This is a genomic window from Oceanobacillus kapialis (assembly GCF_044790185.1).
GTDB lineage: Bacteria > Bacillota > Bacilli > Bacillales > Amphibacillaceae > Oceanobacillus_B > Oceanobacillus_B kapialis.
Map to the genome: position 1 here is coordinate 2,757,769 of NZ_CP085256.1, position 18,493 is coordinate 2,776,261.

An 18,493-nucleotide genomic window follows, 5' to 3' on the forward strand; every position below is an offset into this window, starting at 1 on the left:
TCTCCTCCATTCTAATTTACGTTTCCGATGCGACCACATTGTTTTCTTGTGTATGCTGCCTGATCATGTAACGATTAACGGCATTTAAAAATGCATTTGCAGAGGCTTCGATGACATCCTGTGCGGTTCCTCTGCCATTTACTGCCTGCCCATTTACCTCAAGCTGGACATGGGATTCGGCCAGTGCGTCCTTTCCACCACCAACAGAGCTTATTTGATAGTCTACGAGATTTAAGTTTTCGGTGATAAGTTCATCCAGCGTTCGGTACACTGCCTCTACACTGCCCTGTCCTGTACAGGCTGTTTGGACAGACCTGCCATCAGGCGTTTTCAGCAACACAGTGGCTGTCGGGATATTTGCTGTCCCATATTGAACCTGAAACATTTCCAGCTGATATTTGTTGACGGATGTGGTGTCTGTTTGTACCTCCATTAAAATGGTGAACAGATCATCGTCTGTAACTTCTTTTTTGTGGTCGGTTAATTGTTTGAATGCCTCAAAGGCAACTTTTAGTTTTTCTTCACTAACCTCGATACCGAGCTCTTTCACCTTATCTTTAAAAGCATGGCGACCAGAGTGTTTTCCGAGTACCAGGTTATTTGTTTTCACGCCAACCATTTCTGGTGTAATGATTTCATAGGTGGAAGCATGTTTTAATACACCGTCCTGATGGATCCCAGATTCGTGGGCAAAGGCATTACGGCCAACTACTGCCTTATTTGCCTGCACGTACATGCCTGTTAATTTTGCAACGAGATCGCTCGTTCGTTTTGTTTCCGTTAGCTTCAGCCCAGTTGTATAAGGGTAAAAATCAGCTCGAACCTTTAGTGCAACCGCAACTTCTTCCAAGGAAGCATTGCCTGCCCGTTCGCCAATCCCATTAATGGTGCCTTCAATTTGGGTTGCACCATTTTCCACAGCAGCCAGAGAATTGGCTACAGCCATGCCTAAATCGTTATGGCAATGACAGGAAAGCCTTGCCTGATCAATGTTCGGCACATTTTCCTTCATGTATTTGAACATTTGACCATACTCACTCGGAGTTGTATAACCGACTGTATCCGGCAAATTGATCACGGTTGCACCTGCATCGATGACACGTTCAATGATTTGCGCGAGAAAATCTAAATCGGATCTGGAAGCATCCTCTGCTGACCATTGCACCTCATGAAATTTCTCTTTTGCGTAGGAAACCATTTCCACTGCTGTATTCATTACTTGTTCGGGTGTCTTTTTTAGCTTATAGGTCATATGGATCGGGGAAGTAGCCAAGAAAAGGTGGATGCTTGGATGCTCTGCCCCTTTCAATGCCTCCCATGCAGTATCGATGTCGGACTTCACAGTCCGTGCTAGTGCTGTAACAGATGTGTTTTTAATCGTGTCAGCGATGGCTTTTACTGCCTGAAAATCTCCTTTAGAGGAAGCAGGGAATCCTGCCTCCATCCGATCTACGCCAAATCGCTCCAGTTGTTTGGCAATTTCCAGCTTTTCCAGCTGATTTAGGTTTACACCAGGGGACTGCTCGCCGTCTCGAAGTGTTGTATCAAAGATTCTAATTCGTGACATGCTCTTTCACATCCTTTTGCTTAGATTGTTTCGCTTGAAGTGGCTGTTTCACAAAAGGCATTAAATCACGTAACTCCCTTCCAACTTTTTCGATTGGGTGGTTATTTTCTTTCGCATTAATCGCATTAAACATAGGGCGGTTTGCTTGATTTTCAAGGATCCAACCTTTGGCAAATTCACCTGACTGCACGTCTGCCAATACCTCTTTCATGCGTGCCTTCGTTCCCTCATCCACAATTCTTGGACCTGAGGCAAAATCACCCCATTGTGCCGTGTCGGAGATGGAGTAGCGCATGTTTTCCAGGCCACCTTCATAGATCAAATCCACGATCAGTTTCATTTCGTGCAAGCATTCAAAGTATGCTACTTCCGGCTGATAGCCTGCTTCTGTCAGTGTTTCAAAACCTGCTTTGATTAAGCCTGTCAGACCTCCACATAATACGGCTTGCTCACCGAACAGATCTGTTTCGGTTTCTTCTTGAAAGCTAGTTTCCAACACCCCTGCTCTTGCAGCACCGATTCCTTGCGCATAAGCAAGGGCTAACTCTGTCGCATTTCCTGTCACATCTTGATAAACACCGAATAATGCAGGTACACCAGCGCCGCCTTCATAGGTTCTGCGGACAAGATGCCCTGGCCCTTTTGGTGCAACAAGGAAAACATCCACATTTTCTGGCGGAACAATTTGGCTAAAATGAATGTTAAAGCCGTGGGCAAAAGCTATAGCATTTCCTGGCTGCAAATTCGGTTTGATGCTTTCCTCGTATACGGCTGGTTGATGTTCATCTGGCAGTAGCACCATCACTACATCTGCCTGACTTACTGCTTCTGCTACGGAAAAGACGTTGAAGCCATCGTCTTCTGCTTTTTCCTGTGATTTTCCTGGTCTTAGTCCAACTACAACGTCATAGCCGCTTTCCTTTAAATTCAATGCATGGGCATGCCCCTGTGATCCGTAACCTACGACCGCAATTTTCTTTCCTGCTAGAACCTCTGTTTGAATATCATTTTCATAGCGTACCTTTGTCATCATGAATTCCTCCTCATATTTTATAATGGTGTTGCGTGTAGATCGGTAACTGTTTTTGGTTGGTGTCCCCTTAGAAATGCTGTTACACCAGTCTTTGTAAGTTCCTTAATGCCATATGGCTGAAGCAGTTCAATGAGCGCTTCCACCTTATCTGGTTTTCCAGTAACCTGTATGGTCATGCTTTCCTTGCTTACATCAATGACCGAAGCCCGAAACGGTGAGATGATGCCTTGAATCTCAGCTCGCTGGTGCCCGGCGCTTCCTACTTTGATGAGAGCGAGCTCTCTGGCAACGATTGCTTTGTCCGTGATGTCTGATACTTTAATTACATCAATTTGCTTGTTTAGCTGTTTCGTTAGCTGTTCGAGATTTTGGTGATCACTGACTTCTACAACAAACGTCATTTTCGAAATGCCCTCTGTTTCGGATTTTCCAACTGATATACTGTCTATGTTGAATTGCCGTTTGTGAAGCATGCCGGTAATACGATTTAGTACACCACTCCGGTCTTGCACAGTAGCTGTGATAATCCGCTTCATCTCTTCACCCCAATCATTTCGTGGAGCCCTTTTCCTGGTGCGATCATTGGGTAGACACATTCTTTTTGCTCAACCCGGCAATCGACAACAACTGGCCCGTTGTAGGCGAAAACTTCTTCCAGCATGGCTGGTGCATCAGCTTCTTTTTCAATTCGTACCCCCCTGATTCCGTAACTCTCAGCAAGCTTTACAAAATCGGGGTTCTCCACGAAAAGTGATTCCGAATAGCGTTCCTCATAAAAACTCTCCTGCCACTGCCTAACCATGCCGAGTGCCTGGTTGTTGACAATGATGACTTTTACGGGAAGCTGTTGTTCTTTTAGAACGGATAGTTCCTGCAATGTCATTTGAAAACCGCCATCTCCCACTACTGCGACGACTAATTCATCTGGAGCACCGAGCTGTGCGCCGATTGCTGCGGGAAAACCAAAGCCCATCGTGCCAAGCCCGCCTGATGTCACCCACTTATTTGGCTTATCGAAGGCATAATATTGTGCCGTCCACATCTGATGCTGTCCGACATCTGTGGTGATGATCGCTTCTCCGGCGCTTAGTTGGTGAATCTGTTCTATCAGCCACTGCGGGGAAAGCAATTCATCTGAGCGCTCGAACCACAACGGAAATGTAAGCTTGTTATGTTGCAATCCTTTTTGCCAATCTTCATGGTCTGTCGTAATTTCCTTTGTTAAAAGTGCTTGTAAGGCTGCTTTCGCGTCCGCCACCACCGGAATATCAGTTGGGATGTTTTTACCAATCTCCGCTGGGTCGATGTCGATATGAGCAACCTTGGCATTTGGGGCAAAATGTTTCAGGTTTCCAGTCAGCCGATCGTCAAATCGTGCGCCAATGTTTACAAGTAAATCACATTCGTACAATGCCATGTTTGCGGCATATGTTCCGTGCATCCCAGCCATGCCTAGCATTTGCGGATGTGTTCCTGGAAAGCTTCCGAGTCCGAGTAGCGTGTTCGTGACAGGCAGCTCGTATTTTTCCGCAAACTCCTTTAGTTCGGCAGATGCTTTAGCAAAAAGGACACCCGCTCCTGCAAGAATAAGCGGCTTTTTCGCATGGCTTAAAGCTTCTGCCAGCTTCACAATTTGCAATGGATTCGGGTTAACATTCGGCTGGTACCCCGGTAAAGAAAAAGAATTCGTATAGTCGCCGTCAGCCAGTTCAGCAGAAATGTTTTTTGGAATGTCGACTACAACAGGACCTGGACGGCCAGTAGTAGCGATATGAAAGGCTTCTTTTACTACTCGCGGCAGCTCGGCGATTGATTTTACCTGGTAATTGTATTTCGTAATCGGTGTGGTGATCCCCAGTACATCCGCCTCCTGAAAAGCGTCCGTTCCAATTACGCCGCTTGCTACCTGGCCGGTAAAAATGACGAGAGGCAGGGAATCCATCATCGCATCCGTGATGCCAGTAATGAGATTAGTGGCACCCGGCCCAGATGTCGCAATAACGACACCAGGCCTGCCTGTCACTCTTGCATAACCTTCTGCTGCATGAATGGAACCTTGCTCATGGCGGGAAAGTACATGCTTAAAAGGTGCCTTGCTTCGGTAAACCGCATCATAGATTGGCAGCACTGCCCCACCAGGATAGCCGAAGATGGTGTCCACCTGTTCTTCCACCAAGGTTTGAATAAACAAATCTGCACCTGTCATCGTTTTGATTTCCGCTTGCGGTTCCTGCTTTACTTCAAGTTTCACGTCGACATGCCTCCTTTTTTAGAAATGCTTAGAGCTTTTTGTTTAAAGAATACTTTTTAACAGTAAAAGGACCCTTCTCTCCCCTAAACTGCACAAATAAGCAGAGTTATTGGGGAGAAAAGAGTCCTCTTTTCACGGTACCACCCAGGTTTTATAGCATCCTCACGAATACTACCTTATGAGACTAATAAACAGTCTCTTTGATAACAGGCACATTAGTACCTGACCGAGCCTACTTGCAAAATTGCGTTCAGCGCGGCACTCAGGGAAGATGTCAGAACAACATGTATTTCTGGGCTTCCAGCAACCCCAGCTCTCTGTGAATACATGGCACTTGTTCCTTTGCTCCCGTCATCGAGTTCACCTATTTAATTTTTGGTGGTTAAAAGTTGTCAGTTAAGTTATTGCTATGTTGGGTAAAATCTGAATATTTGATATTGCGGATAATCATATACCGTTTCAAATGAACAGTCAACAGCTTTTTCAAAGTTTTTTATTTGTTTAGATAACTCTATTAATTTGAAGGCGCTTTCATGGTTGTTAGATGGGTAAAAGTATGTAATGTTACATTTTTATTACAATGCGATATATTGGTTAAATTCTTTTAGTTACGGTAAATTTTTGATTTTACTTTGATTAATATATTGGTTTGGTTTTTTTACTTTTAACTAAGGATCCTTTATAGGGTTATTCTGATTTTATTGTAATATATTAGCGATAAACTTCGGTGTAGGGTGGTTGGGGAGAGGTAAGACTGTTGTTTGGACGCTTCAATGGTTGATTAGGCTGGGCGGGGGTTGATTGACGTGGGGGCGTGGTTGATTGGCCTACTCGTTTGGTCGATTGGCCTGGGGGCGGGGTTGATTGGACCGGGCACTTGGTTGATTGGGCTGCTCGTTTGGTCGATTGGCCTGGGGGCGTGGTTGATTGGACCGGGCGCTTGGTTGATTGCTCTGCTCGTTTGGTTGATTGGCCTGGGGGCATGGTTGATTGGACCGGGCACTTGGTTGATTGCTCTGCTCGTTTGGTCGATTGGACTGGGGGTGTGGTTGATTGACCTGATCACTTGGTTGATTGCTCTGCTCAATTGGTCGATTGGACTGGGGGCGTGGTTTATTGACCTGATCACTTGGTTGATTGCTCTGCACAATTGGTCGATTGGCCTGGGGGTTTGGTTGATTGACCCGGGCTCTTGGTTGATTGCTCTGCACAATTGGTCGATTGGCCTGGGGGCATGGTTGATTGACCCGGGCTCTTGGTTGATTGCTCTGCTCGTTTGGTCGATTGGCCTGGGCACTTGGTTGATTGGGCTGGGCACTTGGTTGATTGCTCTGCACAATTGGTCGATTGGCCTGCTCGTGTGGTTGATTGGCCCGGGCGCTTGGTTGATTGCTCTGCACAATTGGTCGATTACCCCGGGCTCTTGGTCGATTGCTCCACCGCCCGATTGATTGGGCTGGTTCAAAATAACTCCCACAAGGTTAAAAAAATGATCTTAATGAAAAAAGCTCCTCCCAAAAGCTGGAGGAGCTTTCTTGCTTACTCTTTATTCAAAAAATCAGTAACAGCGCCTTTAGAGGAGCAAGATACATTATGGGCATATTTGCCTAAGATGCCTTTTTTATACAACGGCGGGGCTGTCCAGTTTTTCTTGCGTGCTTCAAGCTCTTCCGCGGTTACTTCCATGCTGATTTCTTTTTTGTCAGAATCGATGGTGACCATGTCCCCCTCTTGCAAAAATGCGATTGGTCCGCCGGATTGCGCTTCTGGGGAAATGTGTCCTACGACTAGGCCGTGGGTTCCGCCAGAAAATCGACCATCTGTTAAGAGGGCCACTTTTTCGCCAAGGCCTTTTCCGACTAGGATTGCTGAGATGGAAAGCATTTCTGGCATGCCCGGTCCACCTTTTGGTCCGACATAGCGAATGACCAGTACATCGCCTTCGTTAATTTGATTGTCCATGACAGCTGCTGTTGCTTCTTTTTCTGTATCAAACACACGTGCTGGTCCGATATGTCGCTTGACCTTGACACCGGATAATTTTGCGACAGCACCGCTTGGTGAAAGATTCCCCTTAAGCACGATTAAAGGCCCGTCCGCCCGCTTCGGATTTGAAAACGGCATAATAACATCTTGCCCTTCGCTCAGAGATGGTGCATCCGCCAAATTTTCGGCAATTGTTTTACCAGTTACCGTCAGACAATCCCCATGCAGGTAGCCATTTTCATATAATAATTTCATAACGGCTTGGACACCACCAACACGGTGCAAGTCTTGCATGACATATTTCCCACTTGGCCTCAGGTCAGCGAGATGTGGTGTTTTTTCCTGAATTCGATTAAAATCATCAATCGTTAAATCTACTTCGATCGCATGCGCGATAGAAAGCAGGTGCAGGATGGCATTGGTAGAGCCGCCTAGAGCCATCACGACGGTAATGGCATTTTCAAACGCCTCTTTTGTCATAATGTCTTTTGGATAGATTCCTTTTTCCAGCAAATGATAGACTGCTTGTCCGGCGTCTGCACAATCGGCATGTTTTTCCGCTGATTCAGCTGGATTGGAGGAGCTTCCCGGAAGGCTCATCCCCATCGCTTCCACTGCTGAGGCCATCGTATTGGCCGTGTACATGCCGCCACACGCGCCGGCACCAGGACATGCGTTACATTCAATGTTAAGCAATTCTTTGTCATCAATCGCGTTATTATTATGCTTTCCGACTCCTTCAAACACAGAGACAATGTCGATATTTTTTCCATTATGACGGCCTGGTGCAATCGTCCCACCATACACAAATACAGCTGGCACATCCGCATTGGCGATAGCGATCATACAGCCTGGGATATTTTTATCACAGGCACCAATCGCCACAAAGCCATCCAGATTTTCTGCACCGACCACTGTTTCGATCGAATCCGCAATCACATCCCGGCTTGGTAAAGAATAGCGCATCCCTTGTGTCCCCATTGAAATACCATCGGAAACCGTAATTGTATTAAAGATGAGTGGCACCCCACCGGCATCTCTGGCACCTTTTTGACTGCTCCGCGCCAAGTCATCAATATGTATGTTACAAGGCGTTACCTCGCTCCATGTACTGGCAATTCCGATCATCGGTTTCTTAAAATCCTCTTCGGTAACACCTACTGCGCGAAGCATTGCTCTGTTTGGTGCTTTCATTGCACCTTCACTAAAAACATGACTCTTAATTCGCAAATCTTTATCCATCTACTATCCCTACCTTTCTTTCGCAACATTATATGCCTAATTTTCTAATAGTTCAATGTATTTTTTTTAATTTTATATAATTGATCTTTGTAAAACATGGCAAATAAAGCGCTCAAAGGAAATAAAAAAATAATAGTCTAAATCAAATTAAGTATAAGGTCCTAGTAGGTTTTAAGAGGGGCAAATCTTCATGCATAATTCCCCTCCTTCTGCCTCATTTTAAAGGAGAGGTGAGTTTATGCTAAATCGTGCGTTGACTTCTGCTTTAATCGGAATTGGGGCGGCACAATTTTTAAAAGTACCAATTCATTATGCGGAAACAGGACATTGGGATTGGAAGAAAACAATCGGATCAGGTGATATGCCTAGCTCTCACTCCGCAGCGGTTACTTCGCTTACGACCTATATTGGGATGAAAAACGGCCTTTCATCAATAGATTTCGGGATCAGCAGCATTTTTGGAATTATTGTGATGTATGATGCGATGGGAATTCGTTGGCAGGCAGGTCAGACAGCCATTGCTGTTAATGATTTGTATGAGCAGGTTGAGCATTTTGCGGATAAACATCCTGATATTAACTATAAAAAACAGGAAAAAGAACTAAAAGAGATGCTCGGACATATGCCGATTGAAGTGTTGGGTGGTGCTGTATTAGGGGTGGCTGTTGGGGCTTTAAGTTATTTAGTAGAAAAAAAGAGCAGGAATTCCCCCTAATCTTGGAGATGGAATCCTGCCGCTTCACTTCTTTGTCTATTAAGAATAGCTGTCTGGATTGGTCCCTGCACGATCATTGCAGTCCATTGCATCAATTTTCTGCATTTCTTCTTCTGTTAACGAAAAATCAAAGATAGCTGCATTGCTTGCAATACGTTCAGGGTTCGTTGATTTCGGAATCGTAATGACTTCATGTTGAATATCCCAGCGCAAAATAATCTGGGCTGCTGTCTTTCCGTACTTCTCGCCGATTTCCGTGAGGGTCGGATCATTTAGCAGTTGGCCACGTTTTAACGGCGACCATGCTTCCAACTGGATATTTTGCTCTTTACAGTATGCATGAAGGTCAACCTGCGCGAGATGCGGATGGTATTCCACTTGGTTGATTACAGGCTTCTCATTTGCCCCAGCCAGTAGTTTTTCAAGATGGTGCTCGTGGAAATTGCTGACCCCAATTGCCCGTACTTTCCCTTCGTTGTACAATTCCTCCATCGCTCTCCAAGTCTCCGTATACAAGTCTTTTACAGGCCAATGAATTAAGTATAAGTCCAAATATTCGATCCCCAATTTCTCTAAGCTTCTTGCGAAAGCCTGCTTCGTCTCTTCGTAACCTTGTTCATCATTCCAAACTTTTGACGTAATGAAAAGATCTTCACGCGGGATGCCCGATTCTCGTATTGCCTGTCCTACCCCTTCTTCATTATCGTAAAAGGATGCGGTATCAATGCTGCGATATCCATGCTTAAGTGCCGCTTTAACTGAGTCTACCACCGTTTTTCCGTCTTCTACTTTATACACCCCAAGGCCAAAACCAGGCATTTTGACACCGTTTGGCAATGTGATTGTATCCTGTAAGCTTGTAATCATGTACACCCTCCTCAAAATTCTAGTATCTACTCTTTATTGTATAAGAATGAGCCAGAAAATCGCAAACCATTACCGAAGTGTCAATCCAAATAAAAAGGGGTATTAAGAAGTTATTAAAACAACTTAGAACATGGAGAGAGCTATGATACAAGAAATCTTCGACTCAAATTTATTTATACTTATCGTCTCACTTCTACTAATCTGCAGTATTTTGGCAGTTCAATTTTCAGTTAAAGTAAATGCTCCGTCACTACTCTTCTTTATATCGCTAGGGATGCTAGCCGGCAGTGATATACTTGGAATTATAAATTTTAACAACCCGGAAATCGCACAACTTGTAGGAATGATGGCCCTTGTCATTATTTTGTTTGATGGTGGGATACAGACACAATGGAAAACAATTCGACCAGTAGCTGCCCCCGCAATATCACTTGCGACCATTGGCGTGTTCCTAACAAGTGCGGTGGTTGGTGTTGCTGCATATTTCTTATTCGACCTGAGTTGGGCGGAGGCTTTCCTTATGGGGGCACTTGTGGGATCCACAGATGCTGCAGCCGTCTTCGCCATGCTAGCAGGTAAAAATATTACGAACAGATTGGAAGCTACACTAGAAGGCGAATCAGGTGCCAATGACCCGATGGCAGTTTTTCTTACGACAGCTCTAATTTCTGTGGTTAACCAGGAAGGGACCGGGCTCATAGGATTTATTGGACAATTTATTTTGCAAATGGGTGGAGGCCTCCTCATCGGTCTATTTATCGGTAAAATTGCCAGTAAGTCACTTTATCGAATCCAACTGTCCTCAAGTGGTTTATACCCATTACTTGCGATATCATTCGCCTATCTGGCATATAGCGTAGGCTCTCTTTTAAATGCAAGTGGATTGTTAGCCGTATACGTGACCGCCATTGTCATTGGGAATTCTGATTTAAAACAGCGCAGTCCCATTCTCCGGTTTAACGAAGGGTTCAGTTGGATTGCGCAAATCGGGTTGTTCGTCATTCTTGGGCTATTCGTCGCACCAAGTGATGTATTCAGTTTTGGAATTATCGTTAAAGGACTTTTTCTATCCTTAATCTTAATGTTTATCGCCCGCCCTGTTGCTGCATTTCTCTCTGTGGCAGGGATGAAGTTTACTATAAAAGAAAAACTATTCTTATCCTGGTCTGGTTTACGTGGGGCAGTCCCGATCGTATTGGCGCTTTTTCCATTACTTGCAGACCTGGAAAACAGCTCTTTATATTTTAATATCGTGTTCTTTGTTGTGTTAACATCCACCCTTATTCAAGGAACGACTATTCCCAAAGTTGCTTCCATGCTAGGTTTAGTATCGAAACCAAATACAAACCCAATTTACACGATGGATCTTCTGTCTGTAGGAAAAACAGAATTAGAAGTGGCGGAATACCAAATCACAGAACAAAGTAATGCCGCGAATAAGAAAATAAAAGATTTAAATTTTCCTGAAACTGTAAATATAACCCTAATTTTACGCGAGGGAGACACTGTCCCACCAAGTGGGAATTCAACTTTGAAGCCTGGTGATACCTTATATATGCTCTTGCAGGATGATGAAATGAAGGCTGTGGAAGAGATTTTGGACGCGGAGGAAAGGTAAAAACGAGATGCCGTTTTCAAACAGCATCTGACCAGTAGGCATTTGTGCTACTGGTTTTCTTTCGGCTTTTTACCTAAGAACATAGCCCTCTCTATAACCGATCTACTATATTTTCTCAGCAAAGTATTCCATTCTTAAAAATTCATATGTACTTCCATTCGTTTCCTGCATAAATGTCTCCCTATCTTTAAATCCAACATTCCTATAAGCCTTAATCGCTCGCTGATTAAACGTAGCAACAGATAAGGTAATTTTTTCAGGGTGATGTTTAGTCTGTACAAACCTTAAGCCAGCTTCTAAAAAAGCGTTACCTATCCCTTGGCCAGTTAAATCCGGTCTTAAACCTAAACTAATATTAATCGTTGTATCATCATCTTTTTCAACAGCAAAAAAAGCAACCAACTCCTCCCCATTCTTAACAGAAAATATGGAATCGCCACGTGTCTTACAATCTATAAATTCTTCTAAGTCCTCTTGATCTGCCTCCATATCATAAAAGGCATACTCGCCATCGTAATGCCATTTGTAGGCAATATGCTCTGCTTCTTCTTGGGTCATGACTTGGAAATTGAAGTTCATTTGGCTTTCACGTCCTTAACTTACTCTTTTACTTCTTTTACCTGTCTTTTCTGCTTATAATAAAAAATTAAAAACCCTTGTGTGATAAAATAAATGCCGACTAGAACTCCTAGCAAATCACGGTACATCTCATAAGAAATGTTAAAAATAGATTGTGACCATTCTAACAAAAGCCAACCTATTGGAAAAATAGGCGCGATTGCCAGAGCCGACTTCTTTAAGATTTCTTCTCCTTGCTTGCCCTTTCCTTCTTTTCCCCAGATAAATTTAAACGTGATGTATAATGAAATTAAGAATACTGGCATAATTAAAAATGTTAGTGCATCCATGCATATCCCTCCACTTTTTATGCTTCTAGCGCGCTCTCTCCCCTCACAATCCCACAATAAACAAGATCCTTAAACCTATTATCTTTTCTGACATGCTCTTTTAATGTACCTTCTTTTTTCATACCAATTTTTTGCAAAACTTTTCCAGAAGCTGAATTTGTCTTAAAGTAACGTGCAAACACTTTATGGTATTTCTTTTCCTCAAAGGCAAACTGAATCATTGCTTCAGCTGCTTCTGTGGCATACCCATTCCCCCAATATGGCTCGCCAATCCAATACGCTATTTCACCATTTTGATAAGCTCTGTTGTTTGATAATGCAATCGTTCCATATATCTGCCCGCTTTCCTTATCGGTAACAGCGAATTCATAGAATTTATCTGCCTTGTAATTTTCACGCTGAGGTTCGATCCATACCAAGGCATCATTCAGGAAATATGGATGAGGAAGGTGTAACGTATTTTTATAAATATTTATGTTGTTGCAATGACTTGCTACGGTTTCTGCGTCTGCTTTTTCAAAGAGCCTTAGTAGTAATCGTTCTGTCGTGATGGTGTGTTGTTGTGAATCATAACGCATGAATATCCCCCTTTTTATCCTGTCCAGCCTACTTTAAATAAACTTGTAAGGTAATCTTGTTATTGCCGTATGCCCATACGGTGTTTTCTATTTGTAAGTTCGAGCTAAATCGCTCCACCCAAACCTGTTTTGCTTGCAACAACGCCGTTAGCTGTGCAGCATTTAACTGTACTTCTTCCGTTTGCTCTGTTTTTTGAAAGACGAAAACGACACAGACGTGATCTCCCTGATTTTCCGTAATTTCCATTACTTTGCCTCCTTAGACCTACTCCGTTTAAACTTTTTTACCCTTTACCGCGACCATTCCCCACCACACAACGATATAGCAATAGAGTGCAAGTAAATAAATGGCCAAGAGGTCTCCTTGGTCAACGTTCTGCATAAAATATGCCAACTCATTTAATCCTTTGTCTTTCCCGTTGTTATAGAACATATGTGCAATAGGTATCATGATGGATAGAATAAGAGCAGCGCAGGCTACGTTCACCAACCGCTTTTGTCTCATACACCAGATTGCTGTGGCAATTGTTACCAAGAAAAAGCAATAGTACAGCACCCAAAACCAGGTCGGCAGCGTTTCACCCATGGAAGAGCCCCCTTAAAATCGTTCTGCAATACAAATTTATCATACCATAATTTGTATTTGTTTGAAAAATTAAAAATTTGTTATGGTTAGGTTGTTTTTGTGTATTTGAGGCGTGATGGGGTTAGGATAAAATGGTTGATGGAGCTACCAACTCGGTCGATTGCTCTGCACTATTGGTTGATTGGGCAGCTATCCTGGTTGATTGTGCTGCCAACTCGGTCGATTGAACAACTATCCTGGTTGATTGAGTTGCCAACTCGGTCGATTGCCTGCACTATTGGTTGATTGGGCAGCTATTCTGGTTGATTGACCTGCCAACTCGGTCGATTGCTCTGCACTATTGGTTGATTGGGCAGCTATTCTGGTTGATTGACCTGCCAACTCGGTCGATTGCTCTGCACTATTGGTTGATTGGGCAGCTATCCTGGTTGATTGTGCTGCCAACTCGGTCGATTGCTCTGCACTCACGGTTGATTGAACAACTATACTGGTTGATTGACCTGCCAACTCGGTCGATTGCTCTGCACTATTGGTTGATTGAACAACTATACTGGTTGATTGACCTGCCAACTCGGTCGATTGAACAGCCACCGCGGTCGATTGCTCTGCGCTACTGGTTGATTGCACAACTACCTCTGTTGATTGCACAACCTCCACGGCCAATCTAATCAGCCACCCAAACCACCAACACAACTCCCCAACAACAAAAAAGAGAAGCAGTCATCTGCCTCCCTTTACTTATGCCGTGCGCTATGCTCGGTTTTGATTAGCGTGCTTTCGGTCTTTGTTTGATCATGCACATCGTCATAATAGACGACAACTTTAATATGGTGCGTGACCTGACAGGTGCGTGTGTGGCGCATGAAATTTTTCCAATAAGTAAATTCATGCTCGCCCCCGTCTACTTTTTCGATATATGTATCCTGCACTTGCCAATTAGGTTCCTTTTTTTCTTCTACTGGGCTTGTCGACCCATCATCGAGTTCTGCAAACGCGAGCTCCCCATTAAATAAAATAAACAGGATGCCTGCTAGCATTATGCTTCGTTTCCACATATTATCAGCCCTTTTGAAAATTTCAATTAGGCTTAGTTATTTCCTGACAGTCGGAAAACATACATGATTATTCGAAAAGGCCGTATTTGGTTTTGAAACGTTGGAGGATTTTTATCCAAGCATTACTAAATAGCAGGAGGAAAAAGACATTAGAAAGCGCATGGGCCAGATCAAAATAAAAGCTTGCACTATAATAAATGAGAATTTCTTCCCAGCTAATTTGATTGATCATGCTGACGACGAACCAGAGATTCATAAACCAGCCGAATAAAAATCCAACCACAAATCCATAAGAACATCTTCCTAGCATGCTTTTCATAAACCGTGTATTTCGCAGCAACCCAGCCATTAAGCCAATCATTCCCCAGGCATACATTTGCCAAGGCGTCCATGGTCCTTGTCCTAAAAATAGATTGGAGACAATTGCAGCTAATACGCCAATAACAAAGCCACTTTGCGGGCCTAGTACAAGCGCTGCGGCGATAATAACAAATGTGGTTGGTTGCACACTTGGTAACGAAGCAAATGGTACGCGACTAACGGCAGCAATCGCACCAAGAATTGCCAGCATGACAAGCTCCCGACTGGAGAGTTTTTGTCTAGAAAAACGGTACATAAATGGAATAAAGGAGGCTGCCATGATCAGAATGCTAACAAGCATATAATGTTCTGAGATCATCAGGGGAAAACAAATGAGCACTAGCAACACAGCAAAACTTATGATAATTAGAATTCTTCTTGAATACGCCAAAGCTCCTCTGCCTCCTCCAAGGTCACGACAGCTGGTGCGGATGTTTTTCGGCAAATTCGGTTCATCACCGTCGTATAGTATCGATTCCCTTTAAAAAAAGCCTTCGTTTGCTCTGTTACAGAAATGTCTCCCCGAAAAAGCATGCTACACCTCGTTGCATGCTTTGCCGCAAATTCTACATCATGGGTTACCATGATAATGGTGAGTCCCTGTTGCTTCCGAAGCTGATGCAACAGCTTTCCAAACTCCCTTTTGGCATAAGGGTCAAGCCCTTTCGTTGGCTCATCAATTAGTAAGATTGATGGATCTTCAAGCAATGTACCGAGTAACGCTGCCTTTTGTAGCTCTCCACCGCTTAAATCGGCTGGATGTCTATCTTGAAATGCTGTGAGGCCAAATGTATCCAGTAAAGTGTTTATCTCTTTTTCACCGTCATGTCGTTGATGTCTTTCGATAATCTGTTTATATTCTGCAATTAGGGTATCCTCAAGAAAATAAAGTGCTGGATTTTGTGGCAAATAACTGATCTGCTTCGTCTTCCTTTTGTCACGAAAGGTCATCTTGCCATGCTGCTGTCGCAGGATCCCAGCAATGATCTTTAATAAAGTGGACTTTCCTGTGCCATTCGCTCCAAGTATAGCAAGCAGCTCTCCTTCGTTGACAGACAAAGAAAGATTATGCAATACAGCTGGTGTACGGCGCTTATATTGGTAATCGATTTCCTTTAAAGTTAAGAGGGTTGTAGACTGCTCGACCTCTTCCCTAAGTTGGCGGGGCTTTATTTGTTTGGGTTGCAGCCAGTCTCTTGCTTCCTTTACGGTAAGCGGAATATCCTCCCCTGATAATTCTTTTTCATAATGGAGGATAAGCCTCGAGGCACTTGGCAAAAAGTAATGTAATGCAGGATGGTTATGTAACTTTAAGATAGCTTCACGCGGCGGTGCATCGATCATTTTCCTGCCTTTTTCTAAAACAAGTACACGATCTGCTATGGCAAACAGCTCTTCTAAACGATGTTCTACCATGACGATGGTTAACCCGAATTCCCGGTTTAGCTGGGTAATGGTTTGAATAAATTCCTTTGCTGCAAGCGGATCTAACTGTGCAGTTGGTTCATCAAGTAACAGTAGCTCCGGATCAAGCAAGAGGACAGATGCTAAATTTAGAATTTGTTTTTCCCCGCCTGAGAGCTCACTCGTTTTTTTATCCAGCAAATGACTTAACCCGAAATAATGGGTCATTTCGGCTATTTTTATCCGCATGTCTCTTGTTTCCAAGCCTTTATTTTCCATGCCAAATAGTAACTCTTCCATGACGTTATCCATCACAATCTGGTTTTCTGGATCTTGAAAAACAATTCCAATCTCCTGCGTCGATTTGTTTGTATCATGGCTGTCCAGTTCTTTCCCTTTATAGGTAAACGTTCCAGTCAGTTGACCATGTGGTGCAATTTCTTGCTTGATTAAATGAAGTAAGGTGGATTTCCCACTCCCTGACGCGCCACACAGGACGACAAACTCGCCTTTATTTACGTGTAAATCCACTTGATGTAAAGCAGGATTTTCTTGTGCTGGATAAGTAAAGCTTATATTTTTCGCAGATAATATTTCCATTTTGCTAGTTCCTTCCCTTCAATCCATAGCGGAAAAGCAAGTAACAAAGCCCAATTGATCAGAAAAAGCCATTCTCTTTGTTCAAGCTGTGAGGTCTCAAGCACAGGCAAAAGTGAGAGCACACTATCTCCAAGCCACCACCCAAAAATCATAAAAGCTCCTGTGAGCAATATGAAGACCAAGGCGATCCAGTCTTTTATCGTCATAGTAAAGCTCTGATAATGCGTGCGTTTTCGTTGCCCATACCCTCTTGCTGACATGGAATCAGCTGTCTGGATGGACTGTTCAAGCGAACCTGTTAATAAGGTTTGTAAAAAGAGCATCCCGTGTTTGGCTCTCGCTTTCATGCTGCCCTGTGTGATAGAGAATCCTCTTACCTTTTGCACTTCCTCTATTTCCTTCAAACGCTTTTTAAGCAGTGGAACAAAGCGAACCGAAAGCATGCTTAAAAGTGCCCACTGTGGAGACAAACGAGCAAACAAATATAAAAAGCGCTCCTGGGTAATGATTTGATTTAAGCTGATAAAGGTTAGCATGATGCCTAGTAAGCTGAGCGCAAGAATGATACCTTGCATCACTGCCTCCAGCATGACTTGATTGCCGAATAAATAGAATAAGATATGATTTCCTCTTCGGTTAAAAATAGGTGTCAAAATAAGGATAAATACCGTGAGTGTAATTAGCATTCCTATCCAGTTTTTTAGCTGTTGCCCTCTATCAATAAGGAAATGGAAAACAACTAAAAACCCTACTCCCACTGCTAGAAAAACGGGGTGCTGGGAGAGCATAAAGCCTATTACGATGACAACATAATAGATAAGCATGACAACGGGATGAAGGGATCTTACACCTCTTAGGCTCATCCACCTGCCCCACTTTCTTTCAGGTAATTTGTTGTATAAAACCAGTAGATGGTCTGCCCCTCGGATATCGGGGTAGCCCCAGCACTCTGTTTAATGAGTTGCCCATCAAGCCGAATCATCCAACCACTGTTTTGACCTTCATCAAATTCATATAAATTATCGATCCCTTCAACATAGGCACCAGCACCTGCTCCTCTCACACTAATCTGAATGCCCCGTTGCTTTACAATTCTTCTTGTGACGTCTAATACCGTGTCCCCTTCTTTCAGTTCCACGTTTGTTTGGGAGACAATTTGCCCTTTGACATCCCTTGCATCAATGGCGATGGTGACATAGGAAGATGGTTCCTGTGGCTTTTGCTTTGGCGTCTCTTTTTGCTTTTCCTGGTTTTCTTGATTTTCTTGTTCTTTTTTCTTATCTCGCTGCTCATTCGGTTGCGACTGTTCCTCTGGCTGTTTTGGTTGTTTCTTTGTTTTGCTCTTTAAGGAATTATCCTGATTCTCAGTCGCTTCTTCCTGTTCGCTTTTCGTTGCAGGCGTTTCTGTCTTCGCAGGAGTGGAGGAATCTCCTTCTGATTCGGCATCCTCTTTTTCTGGATGCTCGTTTTTATCGTTAGCTTTGTCAGGACTGTCTCCCTTTTCCGAACGTTCCTCATCGTTTTTAGTGTTTTCTTGCTTCGTTTCTATTTTGGCTGCCGCTTTTTCCTCTAGAACGATTTCCTTTTCCGCATTGTTAGCAGCCACATCATTTTGCAAACTATTGGCAGGAGTTACTTCATCCTTCCCACAGCCAAAAGCGATGAAAAGGATAAGACCAATCATGAAAAACAAACTAGCGTATCTTTTCATTTGCTTCTCCCT

21 protein-coding genes are annotated in these 18,493 nt (G+C 43.5%); 5 read left to right on the top strand and 16 right to left on the bottom strand.

Translation table 11 applies throughout. The features are described from left to right. Positions 1–16 precede the first annotated feature (16 nt). The 4 genes from LG273_RS14345 to ilvB are packed head-to-tail and all read right to left on the bottom strand — an operon-like array spanning position 17 to position 4,806. Positions 17–1,567 carry a 2-isopropylmalate synthase gene (locus LG273_RS14345; RefSeq protein WP_404454707.1) on the bottom strand — a complete coding sequence of 517 codons (1,551 nt, stop codon included), beginning with the start codon at positions 1,565–1,567 and terminating at the stop codon, positions 17–19. Further along, positions 1,554–2,597, bottom strand: a complete 1,044-nt coding sequence (gene ilvC, locus LG273_RS14350; protein WP_404454710.1) for a ketol-acid reductoisomerase — start codon at positions 2,595–2,597, stop codon at positions 1,554–1,556. Before ilvC ends, LG273_RS14345 begins: the two co-directional genes overlap by 14 nt. 20 nt (positions 2,598–2,617) lie before the next feature. After that, entirely contained in the window at positions 2,618–3,136 is a 519-nt protein-coding gene (gene ilvN / locus LG273_RS14355; RefSeq protein ID WP_404454712.1) for an acetolactate synthase small subunit, read from the bottom strand. Continuing rightward, positions 3,133–4,806, bottom strand: a complete 1,674-nt coding sequence (ilvB, locus tag LG273_RS14360; RefSeq protein WP_404459558.1) for an acetolactate synthase large subunit — start codon at positions 4,804–4,806, stop codon at positions 3,133–3,135. Before ilvB ends, ilvN begins: the two co-directional genes overlap by 4 nt. A gap of 842 nt (positions 4,807–5,648) precedes the next feature. Between ilvB and LG273_RS14365 the strand changes: the two genes are divergently transcribed. Further along, the gene (locus LG273_RS14365) at positions 5,649–6,302 is read left to right on the top strand and encodes a hypothetical protein (protein WP_404454715.1); all 654 of its coding nucleotides are present in this window, start codon (positions 5,649–5,651) and stop codon (positions 6,300–6,302) included. An 88-nt stretch (positions 6,303–6,390) separates the two neighbouring features. Here the strand turns inward: LG273_RS14365 and ilvD are convergent, their stop codons facing one another. Next, positions 6,391–8,079 (bottom strand): dihydroxy-acid dehydratase, encoded by a 1,689-nt coding sequence (ilvD, locus tag LG273_RS14370; RefSeq protein WP_404454718.1) that lies wholly within the window; start codon positions 8,077–8,079, stop codon positions 6,391–6,393. Between the two features lie 238 nt (positions 8,080–8,317). Between ilvD and LG273_RS14375 the strand changes: the two genes are divergently transcribed. Then, entirely contained in the window at positions 8,318–8,794 is a 477-nt protein-coding gene (locus LG273_RS14375) for a divergent PAP2 family protein (protein ID WP_379562678.1), read from the top strand. A gap of 39 nt (positions 8,795–8,833) precedes the next feature. Here the strand turns inward: LG273_RS14375 and LG273_RS14380 are convergent, their stop codons facing one another. Continuing rightward, complete coding sequence (locus tag LG273_RS14380) at positions 8,834–9,661, bottom strand: aldo/keto reductase (protein ID WP_404454722.1); 828 nt, start codon at positions 9,659–9,661, stop codon at positions 8,834–8,836. Between the two features lie 142 nt (positions 9,662–9,803). On the opposite strand from LG273_RS14380, the gene LG273_RS14385 reads away from it, so the two are divergent. Then, entirely contained in the window at positions 9,804–11,279 is a 1,476-nt protein-coding gene (locus LG273_RS14385) for a potassium/proton antiporter (protein ID WP_404454725.1), read from the top strand. A 105-nt stretch (positions 11,280–11,384) separates the two neighbouring features. Here the strand turns inward: LG273_RS14385 and LG273_RS14390 are convergent, their stop codons facing one another. From LG273_RS14390 to LG273_RS14410, 5 genes are read right to left on the bottom strand one after another with little or no spacing between them, the layout of a single operon-like run. Further along, the gene (locus tag LG273_RS14390) at positions 11,385–11,858 is read right to left on the bottom strand and encodes a GNAT family N-acetyltransferase (RefSeq protein ID WP_404454728.1); all 474 of its coding nucleotides are present in this window, start codon (positions 11,856–11,858) and stop codon (positions 11,385–11,387) included. Between the two features lie 20 nt (positions 11,859–11,878). Continuing rightward, positions 11,879–12,187: a hypothetical protein gene (locus tag LG273_RS14395; RefSeq protein WP_404454731.1), complete on the bottom strand. Its 309-nt coding sequence runs from the start codon at positions 12,185–12,187 to the stop codon at positions 11,879–11,881. A gap of 17 nt (positions 12,188–12,204) precedes the next feature. After that, a complete protein-coding gene (locus LG273_RS14400; protein ID WP_404454734.1) occupies positions 12,205–12,765 on the bottom strand; it encodes a GNAT family N-acetyltransferase in 561 nt (186 codons plus the stop codon). Positions 12,766–12,793: 28 nt separating this feature from the next. Further along, positions 12,794–13,012, bottom strand: coding sequence for a hypothetical protein (locus LG273_RS14405; protein WP_379562683.1), 219 nt, complete (start codon positions 13,010–13,012; stop codon positions 12,794–12,796). A 27-nt stretch (positions 13,013–13,039) separates the two neighbouring features. Continuing rightward, entirely contained in the window at positions 13,040–13,351 is a 312-nt protein-coding gene (locus LG273_RS14410; protein ID WP_404454738.1) for a hypothetical protein, read from the bottom strand. Positions 13,352–13,489: 138 nt separating this feature from the next. Here LG273_RS14410 and LG273_RS14415 point away from each other — a divergent pair, with 138 nt between their 5' ends. Beyond that, on the top strand, positions 13,490–13,636 hold the full coding sequence (locus LG273_RS14415) for a hypothetical protein (protein ID WP_404454741.1): 147 nt from the start codon (positions 13,490–13,492) through the stop codon (positions 13,634–13,636). Beyond that, positions 13,633–14,019, top strand: a complete 387-nt coding sequence (locus LG273_RS14420; protein ID WP_404454744.1) for a hypothetical protein — start codon at positions 13,633–13,635, stop codon at positions 14,017–14,019. Before LG273_RS14415 ends, LG273_RS14420 begins: the two co-directional genes overlap by 4 nt. 66 nt (positions 14,020–14,085) lie before the next feature. Here the strand turns inward: LG273_RS14420 and LG273_RS14425 are convergent, their stop codons facing one another. The 5 genes from LG273_RS14425 to LG273_RS14445 all read right to left on the bottom strand — a co-directional run bounded on the left by LG273_RS14425 (position 14,086) and on the right by LG273_RS14445 (position 18,481). After that, complete coding sequence (locus LG273_RS14425) at positions 14,086–14,406, bottom strand: hypothetical protein (RefSeq protein WP_379562686.1); 321 nt, start codon at positions 14,404–14,406, stop codon at positions 14,086–14,088. Between the two features lie 67 nt (positions 14,407–14,473). Continuing rightward, a complete protein-coding gene (locus tag LG273_RS14430) occupies positions 14,474–15,157 on the bottom strand; it encodes an ECF transporter S component (protein ID WP_404454747.1) in 684 nt (227 codons plus the stop codon). Further along, the gene (locus tag LG273_RS14435) at positions 15,133–16,770 is read right to left on the bottom strand and encodes an ABC transporter ATP-binding protein (RefSeq protein ID WP_404454750.1); all 1,638 of its coding nucleotides are present in this window, start codon (positions 16,768–16,770) and stop codon (positions 15,133–15,135) included. The genes LG273_RS14430 and LG273_RS14435 overlap by 25 nt, the downstream gene beginning before the upstream one ends. Beyond that, positions 16,743–17,633 (bottom strand): energy-coupling factor transporter transmembrane component T, encoded by an 891-nt coding sequence (locus LG273_RS14440; protein WP_379562689.1) that lies wholly within the window; start codon positions 17,631–17,633, stop codon positions 16,743–16,745. Before LG273_RS14440 ends, LG273_RS14435 begins: the two co-directional genes overlap by 28 nt. After that, complete coding sequence (locus tag LG273_RS14445; protein ID WP_404454753.1) at positions 17,630–18,481, bottom strand: DUF4430 domain-containing protein; 852 nt, start codon at positions 18,479–18,481, stop codon at positions 17,630–17,632. Before LG273_RS14445 ends, LG273_RS14440 begins: the two co-directional genes overlap by 4 nt. Positions 18,482–18,493 lie beyond the last annotated feature (12 nt).